The sequence below is a fragment of the Mycobacterium yunnanensis genome, from assembly GCF_025823185.1.
Taxonomy (GTDB): Bacteria; Actinomycetota; Actinomycetes; order Mycobacteriales; family Mycobacteriaceae; genus Mycobacterium; species Mycobacterium yunnanensis.
In genome coordinates, this window is sequence record NZ_JACKVK010000001.1 from 367,282 (window position 1) to 379,205 (window position 11,924).

Here is an 11,924-nt window from a genome sequence, read left to right on the forward strand (position 1 = left end):
GTGCAGCCCCCGATCATCGTGCCCCCCAGTGCGCCGGCCCGGCTGATCGTTCTGGCCTCCGGCACGGGTTCGCTGCTGGAGTCGATCCTCGCCGCCACCGTCGGGGACTTCCCGGCCCGCGTGGTCGCGGTCGGCACCGACCGTGACTGCCGTGCCCTGGAGATCGCCGAGGCCGCCTCGCTGCCGACCTTCACCACGCGCCTCGGCGACCACGCCGACCGGGACGCGTGGGACGCCGCCATCACCGACGCCGCGGCTGCGCATCAGCCCGATCTCGTGGTGTCGGCTGGGTTCATGAAGATCCTTGGCTCCCAGTTCCTTTCGCGCTTCGCCGGGCGGATCGTCAACACCCACCCGGCCCTGCTGCCTGCCTTCCCTGGCGCGCACGCGGTCCCCGACTCGCTGGCCTACGGTGTGCGTGTCACCGGATGCACCGTGCACCTCGTCGACTCGGGGGTGGACACCGGGCCGATCTTGGCCCAAGAGGCCGTCGCGGTCCTCGACGACGACGACGAGGCCGCCCTGCACGAACGGATCAAGGTCGTCGAGAGACGACTGTTGGTGGAAGTACTTGCCGCGATGGCGACGCGCGGCGTGACGTGGACTGGACGAAAGGCAACGATCGGATGAGCGTGGACGTAGACGTGGACACCCACGACGGCAGACGGGCGGTTCGGCGCGCGCTGATCAGCGTCTACGACAAGACGGGTCTCGCCGAGTTGGCGCGCGGCCTCCACGAGGCGGGCGTCGCGATCGTCTCGACCGGTTCGACGGCGAAGACCATTGCCGCCAGCGGTGTCCCGGTCACGCCGGTCGAGGAGGTCACCGGCTTTCCCGAGGTGCTCGACGGCCGCGTGAAGACCCTGCACCCCAGGGTGCACGCCGGCTTGCTGGCCGACACCCGCAAGGCCGAGCACCTCGCCGCGCTCGACGAACTCGGCGTCGCGGCCTTCGAATTGGTCGTCGTGAACCTCTACCCGTTCACCGAGACCGTCGAATCCGGCGCCACCGAGGACGAGTGCGTCGAGCAGATCGACATCGGCGGCCCGTCGATGGTTCGCGCCGCCGCCAAGAACCACCCCAGCGTCGCGGTCGTCGTCGAACCCCGTGGGTACGACGGAGTGCTGGCCGCGGTCCGCGAGGGTGGCTTCACCCTCGCGGAGCGGAAGCGGTTGGCGGCCTTGGCCTTCCGGCACACCGCCGAGTACGACGTCGCCGTTGCCAGCTGGATGGGGTCGGTGCTTTCCCCGGAGGTCGACCAGGCCGGACCGCCAGAGTGGTTCGGCGGCACGTGGAAGCGGGCCGCGGTGCTTCGCTACGGCGAGAACCCCCACCAGCAAGCCGCGCTCTACCGCGACGATTCGGCGTGGCCCGGCCTCGCGCAGGCCGAGCAGTTGCACGGCAAGGAGATGTCCTACAACAACTACACCGACGCCGACGCCGCCTGGCGCGCCGCGTTCGACTACGAGCAGACCTGCGTGGCTATCATCAAGCACGCCAACCCGTGTGGCATCGCGGTGTCGTCGGTCTCGGTCGCCGACGCGCACCGCAAGGCCCACGAGTGCGACCCGCTGAGCGCGTTCGGCGGCGTCATCGCGGCCAACACCACGGTCAGCGTCGAGATGGCCACGACGGTCGCCGACATCTTCACCGAGGTGATCATCGCCCCGGCCTACGAGCCGGGTGCGGTCGAAATATTGGCCGGCAAGAAGAACATTCGCGTGCTGGTTGCCTCCGAGCCGCGCGTCGGAGGGCCGGAATTCCGCCAGGTCAGCGGGGGCCTGCTGGTTCAACAGCGCGACGCAGTCGACGCCCCCGGCGACGACCCCGCCACCTGGACCCTGGCCACCGGCACGCCGGTCGACGCCGACATCTTCGCCGATCTGGTGTTCGCCTGGCGCGCCTGCCGTGCGGTGAAGTCGAACGCGATCGTCGTCGCCAAGGACGGCGCCACCGTGGGCGTCGGCATGGGTCAGGTCAACCGGGTCGACGCGGCGCGGCTGGCCGTCGAACGTGCGGGCGACCGCGTCCGCGGGGCGGTGGCATCCTCGGACGCCTTCTTCCCGTTCCCGGACGGGCTCGAGGTGCTGACCGCGGCGGGGGTGACGGCCATCGTCCATCCCGGCGGGTCGATGCGCGACGACGTGGTGACCGCAGCGGCCGAGGCGGCCGGCATCGCGCTGTACCTCACCGGTGCGCGCCACTTCGCGCACTAGGGGCGTGGTGACGTCACCGTAATTTCGCTGAGAGCACGGACCTGGTGCCTCCCGGCGCCAACCGTCGTAGCGTGGAGTAGTGACATCACCTAACGACCTGCCCCGCACCGTCGGCGAGCTGCGTGCCTCCGGGCATCGCGAGCGCGGCGTGAAGGCCGAAATTCGGGAAAACCTGCTGGCCGCGCTCGGTGAGGGCCGTGACGTGTGGACCGGCATCCTCGGTTTCGAGGACTCCGTCATCCCGCAGCTGGAACGCGCGCTGATCGCCGAACACGACGTCGTGCTGCTCGGCGAACGCGGGCAGGGCAAGACCCGCCTGCTGCGGTCGTTGACCAATCTGCTCGACGAGTGGACCCCCGTCATCGACGGATCCGAGTTGCACGAACACCCGTACACGCCGATCACGCCCGAGTGGATCCGCCGGGCGGCCAGCTCCGGCGACGACCTGCCCATCACCTGGATCCACCGCAGCGAGCGCTACACCGAGAAGTTGGCCACGCCCGACACCAGCGTCGCCGACCTGGTTGGCGACATCGACCCCATCAAGGTCGCCGAGGGCCGAAGCCTCGGCGATCCGGAGACCATCGCGTTTGGACTCATCCCGCGGGCGCACCGCGGGATCGTCGCCATCAACGAGCTGCCCGACCTCGCCGAGCGCATCCAGGTCGCCATGCTCAACGTGATGGAGGAGCGCGACATCCAGGTGCGCGGCTACACGCTGCGGCTGCCGCTGGACGTTCTCGTCGTGGCCAGCGCCAACCCCGAGGACTACACCAACCGCGGCCGCATCATCACCCCGCTCAAGGACCGTTTCGGCGCCGAGATCCGCACCCACTATCCGCGGGAACTTGACGCCGAGGTCGGCGTCATCAAGCAGGAATCCCACCTGCCGGCCGCCGTCCCCGACTACCTGCTGCAGATCTTGGCGCGCTTCGCCCGCTCGCTGCGCGAATCGCAGTCGATCGACCAGCGCTCCGGGGTGTCGGCGCGTTTTGCCATCGCCGCCGCCGAGACGGTGGCCGCCGCGGCCACGCACCGGTCGGCGATCCTCGGCGAGCAGGATCCCGTCGCGCGGGTCGTCGACCTGGGCACCATCGTCGACGTGCTGCGCGGCAAGCTGGAGTTCGAATCAGGTGAAGAGGGCCGCGAACAGGCCGTGCTGGAACACCTGTTGCGACGGGCGACGGCCGACACCGCGCAACGACTGCTCGGCGGTCTGGACGTCGGCCCGCTGGTCACCGCGGTCGAGGAGGGCGCCCCGGTCACCACGGGCGAGCGCGTGTCGGCCAAGGACGTGCTGGCCGCACTGCCGGACCTACCCGTGGTCGACGCCATCTCCGAGCGGCTGGGCGCGCAGTCCGACGGCGAACGCGCGGCGGCCCTGGAGTTGGCCCTTGAGGCGCTGTACCTGGCCAAGCGAATCGACAAGGTCTCTGGGGAGGGCGAAACAATCTATGGCTAAGCGGACGTCGCGGTATTCGCGCTACTCCGGCGGGCCTGATCCGCTGGCTCCGCCGGTCGACCTGCGCGAGGCGCTGGAGCAGATCGGGCAGGACGTCATGGAGGGCAGTTCGCCGCGACGTGCACTAGCCGAGCTGATGCGCCGCGGCACCGACAACATGCGCGGCGCCGACCGACTGGCCGCCGAGGCCAACAGCAAGCGCCGAAAGCTGCTGCAGCAGAACAACCTCGACGGCACTCTGCAGGAGATCAAGAAGCTGCTCGACGAGGCGGTGCTGGCCGAGCGCAAGGAATTGGCCCGGGCGCTGGACGACGACGCCCGGTTCAACGAACTCCAGCTCGAGGCTTTGCCGCCCTCGCCGGCCAAGGCGGTCTCCGAACTCTCCGAGTACGACTGGCGGTCGCCGGAGGCGCGCGAGAAGTACGAGCAGATCAAGGACCTGATGGGTCGCGAGATGCTCGACCAACGGTTCTCGGGCATGAAGCAGGCGTTGGAGAACGCCACCGACGAGGACCGTCAGCGCGTCAACGACATGCTCGACGACCTGAACGAACTCCTCGACAAGCACGCCAGCGGCCAAGACTCCCCGGAGGACTTCTCCGAGTTCATGGCCAAGCACGGCGAGTTCTTCCCGGAGAATCCCAAGAACATCGACGAACTGCTCGACTCCCTGGCCAAGCGGGCGGCCGCCGCACAGCGGTTCCGCAACAGCCTCTCGCCGGATCAGCGCGCCGAACTGGATGCCCTGGCGCAGCAGGCCTTTGGGTCGCCGTCGCTGACCAATGCGCTCGACAAACTCGACCAGCACCTGCAGAACGCACGGCCCGGCGAGGACTGGCAAGGCTCGGAGCGGTTCAAGGGCGACAACCCCATGGGCATGGGTGAGGGCGCTCAGGCCCTTGCCGACATCGGCGAACTCGAACAGCTCGCCGAACAGCTGAGTCAGAGCTACGCCGGCGCGCAGATGGACGACGTCGACCTCGACATGCTGGCCCGCCAGCTCGGCGACCAGGCCGCCGTCGACGCCCGCACCCTGTCCGAACTCGAACGCGCGCTGATGAATCAGGGCTTCCTCGACCGCGACGCGGACGGTCAGTGGCGGCTGTCCCCCAAGGCGATGCGTCAGCTGGGTCAGATGATCCTCCGCGACGTGGCACAGCAGCTTTCGGGCCGCCACGGCGAACGCGACACGCGTCGCGCCGGGGCGGCGGGCGAACTGACCGGTGCCACCAGGCCGTGGCAGTTCGGCGACACCGAGCCGTGGAACGTCACGCGCACGTTGACCAATGCCGTGCTGCGCCAGGCCGGTACTGGTGTCGCGGAAGTGCCGATGCACATCACCGTCGAGGACGTCGAGATCTCCGAGACCGAGCAGCGCACCCAGTCCGCGGTGGCGCTGCTGGTCGACACGTCGTTCTCGATGGTGATGGAGAACCGGTGGCTGCCGATGAAGCGCACCGCGCTGGCGCTGCACCAGCTGATCAGCACGCGGTTCCGCTCCGACGACCTGCAGATCATCGCCTTCGGGCGGTATGCGCGCACCGTCAGCGCGGCCGAACTGACCGGCCTGGAGGGTGTCTACGAGCAGGGCACCAACCTGCACCACGCGCTGGCACTCGCGTCGCGCCATCTGCGCCGCCACCCCAATGCCCAACCGGTGGTGCTCATCGTCACCGACGGCGAACCGACGGCACACCTCGAGGACTACGGGCGCGACGAGGGCGGCACGTCGGTCTTCTTCGACTACCCGCCACACCCGCGGACCATTGCCCACACCGTCAAGGGCTTCGACGAGATCTCCCGCCTCGGTGCGCAGGTGACGATCTTCCGGCTCGGCAGCGATCCGGGGCTGGCGCGGTTCATCGACCAGGTCGCGCGGCGGGTGGAGGGGCGGGTCGTCGAACCCGATCTCGACGGCTTGGGCGCCGCCGTCGTCGGCGACTACCTACGGACGCGCCGACGACGGGGCTGAACCTCTACTGGGTCTTGCGCTTCTTGCGCTTGATCCCGACGCTGCCCCACAGCGAGAACCCACGAATGGTGACCTGCGGTGCGCCGGGCGAGCCTTCGTCGCCGAGGTGGTCGAACGCGCCCATCACTCCCACGCCGTGCACGTCGACGTTCAGCTCGGGCGGCAGCAGGATGGTCTGGCCACCAAAGACGGAATACGAGTGGATCTCGACCTCGGCGGTGGTGAAGTCGGCGTAGCGCAGGTCGATCACGCCGCCGCCGAACAGGGCCACCGACGTCAGCCGCTTCGGCACGTTCCAGCGGCCGCGTCGCTCGAAACCGCTCATGATGGCCAACAGGAGCGTCGACGGTGCCGGTTGTCCCGGCCCGATCGGGGGCGCCGTGGGGGCGATGCCCGGTAGGTCGGAGCTGAGCCGGTCGAGCTCGTCGAACGTCTGGGCCGCGTACGCCTTCTTGAGGCGTTCTTCGTATTCGCTCATCCCGAGACGGCCCTGCGCGGCGGCATCGGTCAGCAACTGCGCGGCCTGAATTCGATCGGAGTCGGCAGCGCGCATCGATCCGTGTCGCGACGCTCCATTGCTCATCGAGGACGAGCCTACGACGATCGGTCAGACATGCAAGACGCCGTGCACACCAACCAGCTAAATCGTGGCCTCGCCGGCACCGCTTAGCCACCGTGGCGGCCGCTTCTCGAGGAAGGCGGTGATGCCCTCCCGGGCCTCCTCGGACACGAACAGCGCTGCCGATTGCGTGGTCAGAGCCTCGGCTCGAGCGTCGAAGCTGGCGAGAACGCCTGCCGTCGTCAACGCCTTGGACGCCGCCAACCCCTGGGGTGACCCCTTCGTGACGTCTGCCACCAGCCGCGCGACGGTGGCCGACACGTCGTCGGCGGAGCCGACGGCGATGGTCACCACCCCGGCGGCCTCGGCTTCGGCAGGCCCGAACTTCTCCCCGGTGACGAAGTAACGGCCCGCCGCGCGTGCGGACATCTTCGGCAGCAAGGTCAACGAGATGATGGACGGGGCGACGCCGATCCGTGCCTCGGTCAGCGCGAAGGTGCTCGACGGCCCGGCGACGACGACGTCGCACGCACCGATCAGCCCGAGCCCACCCGCGCGCACGTGACCGTCGACCACGCCGACGACCGGCATCGGCAGGCTGATCAGTGCCCGCAGCAGGTTGGTCATCTCACGAGCCCGGTCGGTCGCCAGATCCTCCGGGCTGCGTCCGGCCGCCTCACCCAGGTCGGCGCCAGCGCAGAACGTGCCGCCGGTATGGCCGAGGATCACGCACCGCACGTCGGGATTCGCCGCGGCCGAGGTCAGCCCGTCGTGCAGTTGCGCGACGAGTGTCGTCGACAGGGCGTTGCGGTTGTGCGGCGAGTCCAGGGTCAGCCGCGCGACCGCGCCCTGCACCTCGTAGGTGACCAGGGTGTCGCTCATCAGTACGACCGGGGGAGGCCCAGCGACGTCTGCGCGACGAAGTTCAAGATCATCTCCCGGCTCACCGGCGCGATGCGGGCCAGGCGCGACGCCGTCAGCACCGAGGCGATGCCGTACTCCTTGGTCAAACCGTTGCCGCCGAGGGACTGCACGGCTTGGTCCACCGCGCGCACCGACGCCTCGCCCGCGGCGTACTTGGCCATGTTCGCGGCCTCGGCTGCACCGCCGTCGTCCCCGAGGTCGTAGAGCGCGGCGGCCTTCTGCATCATCAGCTTGGCCAGCTCGATCTCGATGTGATTCTGAGCCAACGGATGTGAGATGCCCTGGTGGGCTCCGATCGGGGTCTTCCACACCTGCCGGGTCTTGACGTAATCGGTGGCCTTGGTGATCGCGAAGCGGCCCATGCCGACGGCGCTGGCCGCACCCATGATGCGCTCGGGATTCAGTCCGGCGAACAGCTGCGCGATCGCGGCGTCCTCGGAGCCGACGAGGGCATCCGCAGGCAGCCGGACGTCGTCGAGGAACAGCTGGAACTGGTTCTCCGGGCTGACGATCTCCATGTCGATCTTCGTCCAGGACAGGCCGGGGGTGTCGGTGGGGACGACGAAAAGCGCCGGCTTGAGGTTGCCCGTCTTCGCCTCGGCCGTGCGGCTCACGACGAGCACCGCCTGGGCCTGGTCGACGCCGGAGATGTAGACCTTCTGACCCGAGAGGATCCAGTCGTCGCCGTCACGGCGGGCCGTCGTGGTGATCCGGTGTGAGTTGGATCCCGCGTCGGGTTCGGTGATGGCGAATGCCATCGTGATCGAGCCGTCGGCGATGCCGGGCAGCCAGCGTTGCTTCTGCTCGTCGGTGCCGTACTTGGCGATGATGGTGCCGTTGATGGCGGGGGAGACGACCATCATCAGCAGCGCGCAACCGCCGGCCGCCATCTCCTCCATGACAAGCGAAAGCTCGTACATCCCGGCGCCACCGCCGCCGTACTCCTCTGGCAGGTTCACGCCAATGAAGCCCAGTTTGCCTGCCTCACTCCACAACTCGGTGGTGTGCTCGCCGGCGCGGGCCTTCTCCAGGTAGTAGTCCGACCCGTAGCTCGCGGACATCGCGGCAACCGCCTTGCGAAGCTGCTGCTGTTCGTCGGTCTCGATGAAGCTCATGCGGATTCTCCTTGTGGGTCGTCGATGCGGGCGAGGACGGCGCCGACGTCGACTTGTCGACCGGCACCGACGTTGAGTTCGACGAGCACGCCGTCGGCGGGGGCGACGATGGTGTGCTCCATCTTCATGGCTTCCAACCAAATCAGCGGCTGGCCGGCGGTCACGGTGTCGCCGACTGCGGCGGCCACCCGTGTCACCGCACCGGGCATCGGCGCGAGCAGCGAGCCCTTGGCCACGGCGGCGTCGGGATCGGGGAAGCGCGGCAGGGCAATCAGATGCACCGGGCCCAGCGAACCGTCGACGAAGACGTCGGAATCGGAGAGTCCGTAGCGGGCCACCTCGAACGGGTACTCGACGCCGTCGACGCGCAGCACGACCCGGTCTGGTGATGCCGAGACCAGGGCGACGGAATCGTCGCCGTCGAGCTCGAGTCCGGCACGGCCCAGTCGGTAGCGCACCTCGTGCTCGCCGCCCGCGTCGTCGAGGTAGCGCTTGGTCTGAAAGCCGGACGCCAGATTGCGCCACCCGCTCGGCAATCCGCCGAGCACCGATGCGTTGGCGCGGTTGGCGGTCGCGTCGGCGAGGGCGGCGGCGACCGTCGACCAGGCAACCGCAGACGAATTACCAAGGGGGGCGGCCAGTGTGGTCAGACCGTGGGTGGCGAAGAACGCGGTGTCGGTGGCACCGTCGAGGAACGCCGGATGTCGCAGCACGTTGACCAGCAGGTCGCGATTGGTGCGGATGCCGTGCACCCGGGTGCGGGCCAACGCCGCGGCCAGGATGCCCGCGGCTTGCCTTCGGGTGGGGGCTCGGGAGATGACCTTGGCCAGCATCGGGTCGTAGAACACCGACACCTCCGAGCCGTCGACGATCCCCGAGTCCACCCGGACGCCGGCGCGGCCGAGCAGGCCGAACTCAGTGAGCGCACCGGGCACCTCGAAGCGGTGCACGGGGCCGGCCTGCGGCTGCCAGTCCTTCGCGGGGTCCTCGGCGTACACCCGGACCTCGATCGAATGTCCCTGCGCCCGTGGGGGTTCGGCTTCGAGTCGGCCACCGTCGGCGACCAGCAGCTGCAGTTCGACGAGGTCCAGTCCGGTGGTCTCCTCGGTGACGGGATGCTCCACCTGCAGGCGGGTGTTCATCTCGAGGAAGTAGAAGGACCCGTCATCGGAGGCCATGAACTCGACGGTGCCGGCACCCGCGTAATCGATCGCCTCGGCCGCCAGACGCGCCGCGGTGAACAGTTCGTCGCGCATGCCGGGGATGCGTTCGACCAGAGGTGACGGCGCCTCCTCGACGATCTTCTGGTGGCGGCGCTGGATCGAGCACTCGCGTTCGCCGACCGCCCACACCGTCCCGTGGAGGTCGGCCATCACCTGCACCTCGACGTGGTGCCCGGCGGCCAGGTATCGCTCGCAGAACACCGTTCCGTCGCCGAAGGCCGACTGCGCCTCCCGCCGCGCGGCCTCGGTCTGGGCGGAGAGCTCGGCGAGGTCGTCGACCACGCGCATGCCGCGCCCGCCGCCACCGGCCGACGCCTTGATCAGCACGGGCAGCTGCTCGGCGGTCACCGTCTCGGGGTCGAGTTCGTCGAGCACCGGGACACCCGCCGCGGCCATCATCTTCTTGGCCTCGATCTTGCTGCCCATCGCCTGGACGGCGGCCACCGGCGGGCCGATCCACGTCAGACCCGCAGCCAGCACCGCCGCGGCGAATTCGGCGTTCTCGGAGAGGAACCCGTAACCGGGGTGGACGGCGTCGGCGCCGGCGGCCCGCGCCGCCGCGATCAGCTGCGCGCCGTCGAGGTAACCGTCGCGACCATCCAGCCGAACCCGGACGTCGGCCTCGGCGACGTGCGGGGAGCCGGCGTCGGGGTCGGTGTACACGGCGACCGTGCCGATGCCGAGCCGACGGCAGGTCGCGAACACGCGGCGGGCGATCTCGCCCCGGTTGGCCACCAGAACTCGGGTGATCATCTCGCTCCCTCTGCGATTCGTGCACGCATACCCGCGCTCACCGCGGTCCCGCGTGCACGAATCGCGACGGGGGCGGTCATGGTGGCGCTCACATCCGGAAGACGCCGAAGTTCGACGTCCCCTCGATCGGCCCGGTGGCGATGGCGGACAGGCACATGCCCAGGACGGTCCGGGTGTCGCGGGGGTCGATGACACCGTCGTCGAACATCCGGCCGGACAGGAACATCGGCAGTGACTCCGCGTCGATCTGTGCCTCGATCGCGGCGCGCAGGGCCGTGTCGGCGTCCTCGTCGACCTGCTGGCCGCGTGCCTCGGCCGCGGCACGGCTGACGATCGAGATGACGCCGGCCAGCTGGGCGCCGCCCATGACGGCGGACTTCGCACTCGGCCAGGCGAACAGGAAGCGCGGATCATAGGCCCGGCCGCACATGCCGTAGTGGCCTGCGCCGTAGGACGCGCCCAACAGCAGCGAGATGTGCGGCACCGTCGAATTGGAGACGGCGTTGATCATCATCGAGCCGTGCTTGATCATGCCGCCTTCCTCGTACGCCTTTCCGACCATGTAACCGGTGGTGTTGTGCAGGAACAACAGTGGCGTGTCGGACCGATTGGCGAGCTGGATGAACTGGGTCGCCTTCTGCGATTCCTCGCTGAAGAGCACCCCGCGTGCGTTGGCCAGGATGCCGATCGGGTAGCCGTGCAGCGTCGCCCATCCGGTCACCAGCGAGCCGCCGTAGAGCGGCTTGAACTCGTCGAACTCCGAGCCGTCGACGATGCGGGCGATCACGTCGCGAGGGTCGAACGGCACCCGCAGGTCGGCGGGGACGATGCCGGTCAACTCATCGGCGTCGTAGAGCGGTTCGGTCACCGCTCGCGGCCGCGGACCGGCCTTGCGCCAGTTCAGCCGGGCGACGATGCGACGGCCGATGCGGATGGCGTCGAGTTCGTCATTGGCCAGGTAGTCGGCCAACCCCGATGTCCGGGCGTGCATCTCGGCCCCACCGAGCGACTCGTCGTCGGACTCCTCGCCGGTGGCCATCTTCACCAGCGGCGGCCCGGCCAGGAACACCTTCGACCGTTCCTTGATCATCACGACGTGGTCGGACATGCCTGGGACGTAGGCGCCACCGGCGGTGGAGTTGCCGAACACCAACGCGACGGTCGGAATGCCGGCCGCCGACAGCCGGGTCAGGTCGCGGAACATCTGGCCGCCGGGGATGAACACTTCCTTCTGCGTCGGCAGGTCGGCGCCGCCGGACTCGACCAGCGATATCACCGGCAGCCGGTTCTCGCGAGCGATCTGATTGGCGCGCAGAATCTTTCGCAGGGTCCACGGGTTGCTGGTGCCGCCCTTGACGGTGGGGTCGTTCGCGACGAGGAGGCATTCGACGCCCTCGACGACGCCGATGCCGGTGACGACGCTGGCGCCGACCTGGAAGTCGCTGCCCCAGGCGGCCAGTGGGCTCAGCTCGAGGAAGGGGGAGTCGGGATCCACCAGCAACTCGATGCGCTCGCGGGGTGTCAGCTTGCCGCGGGCGTGGTGCCGCTCGACGGATCTGGCACTCCCGCCGGCCAACGCCTTGGCGTGTTCGGCGTCCAACTCGGCCAGTTTGGCGGTCATCGCGGCCGCCGCGTCGGTGAAGGCCGCACCCGAGGTGTCGACCAGTGACGTCAAGGGACTCATTTGCGATCCGCTCCGC

Annotated in this window: 9 protein-coding genes; 4 read left to right on the top strand and 5 right to left on the bottom strand. The window is 69.1% G+C overall.

Features of this window, described 5'->3' with window-relative positions:
- The 4 genes from purN (at position 1) to H7K45_RS01930 (ending at position 5,650) form a co-directional block, all read left to right on the top strand.
- On the top strand, positions 1 to 630 hold the full coding sequence (purN, locus tag H7K45_RS01915; RefSeq protein WP_263994030.1) for a phosphoribosylglycinamide formyltransferase: 630 nt from the start codon (positions 1 to 3) through the stop codon (positions 628 to 630).
- 14 nt (positions 631 to 644) lie between these two features.
- The gene (gene purH, locus H7K45_RS01920) at positions 645 to 2,216 is read left to right on the top strand and encodes a bifunctional phosphoribosylaminoimidazolecarboxamide formyltransferase/IMP cyclohydrolase (RefSeq protein WP_263994245.1); all 1,572 of its coding nucleotides are present in this window, start codon (positions 645 to 647) and stop codon (positions 2,214 to 2,216) included.
- A gap of 79 nt (positions 2,217 to 2,295) precedes the next feature.
- Positions 2,296 to 3,678: a sigma 54-interacting transcriptional regulator gene (locus H7K45_RS01925; RefSeq protein ID WP_263994031.1), complete on the top strand. Its 1,383-nt coding sequence runs from the start codon at positions 2,296 to 2,298 to the stop codon at positions 3,676 to 3,678.
- Entirely contained in the window at positions 3,671 to 5,650 is a 1,980-nt protein-coding gene (locus H7K45_RS01930) for a VWA domain-containing protein (protein WP_263994032.1), read from the top strand. Before H7K45_RS01925 ends, H7K45_RS01930 begins: the two co-directional genes overlap by 8 nt.
- 4 nt (positions 5,651 to 5,654) lie before the next feature.
- Here the strand turns inward: H7K45_RS01930 and H7K45_RS01935 are convergent, their stop codons facing one another.
- From H7K45_RS01935 to H7K45_RS01955, 5 genes are all read right to left on the bottom strand, one after another.
- Entirely contained in the window at positions 5,655 to 6,233 is a 579-nt protein-coding gene (locus H7K45_RS01935) for a DUF1707 SHOCT-like domain-containing protein (protein ID WP_263994033.1), read from the bottom strand.
- Positions 6,234 to 6,290: 57 nt separating this feature from the next.
- Positions 6,291 to 7,091 carry an enoyl-CoA hydratase family protein gene (locus tag H7K45_RS01940; RefSeq protein WP_263994034.1) on the bottom strand — a complete coding sequence of 267 codons (801 nt, stop codon included), beginning with the start codon at positions 7,089 to 7,091 and terminating at the stop codon, positions 6,291 to 6,293.
- On the bottom strand, positions 7,091 to 8,248 hold the full coding sequence (locus tag H7K45_RS01945; protein WP_263994035.1) for an acyl-CoA dehydrogenase family protein: 1,158 nt from the start codon (positions 8,246 to 8,248) through the stop codon (positions 7,091 to 7,093). The genes H7K45_RS01940 and H7K45_RS01945 overlap by 1 nt, the downstream gene beginning before the upstream one ends.
- Positions 8,245 to 10,224 carry an acetyl/propionyl/methylcrotonyl-CoA carboxylase subunit alpha gene (locus H7K45_RS01950; RefSeq protein WP_263994036.1) on the bottom strand — a complete coding sequence of 660 codons (1,980 nt, stop codon included), beginning with the start codon at positions 10,222 to 10,224 and terminating at the stop codon, positions 8,245 to 8,247. The genes H7K45_RS01945 and H7K45_RS01950 overlap by 4 nt, the downstream gene beginning before the upstream one ends.
- An 88-nt stretch (positions 10,225 to 10,312) precedes the next feature.
- Complete coding sequence (locus tag H7K45_RS01955; RefSeq protein ID WP_263994037.1) at positions 10,313 to 11,908, bottom strand: acyl-CoA carboxylase subunit beta; 1,596 nt, start codon at positions 11,906 to 11,908, stop codon at positions 10,313 to 10,315.
- Positions 11,909 to 11,924: the final 16 nt, after the last annotated feature.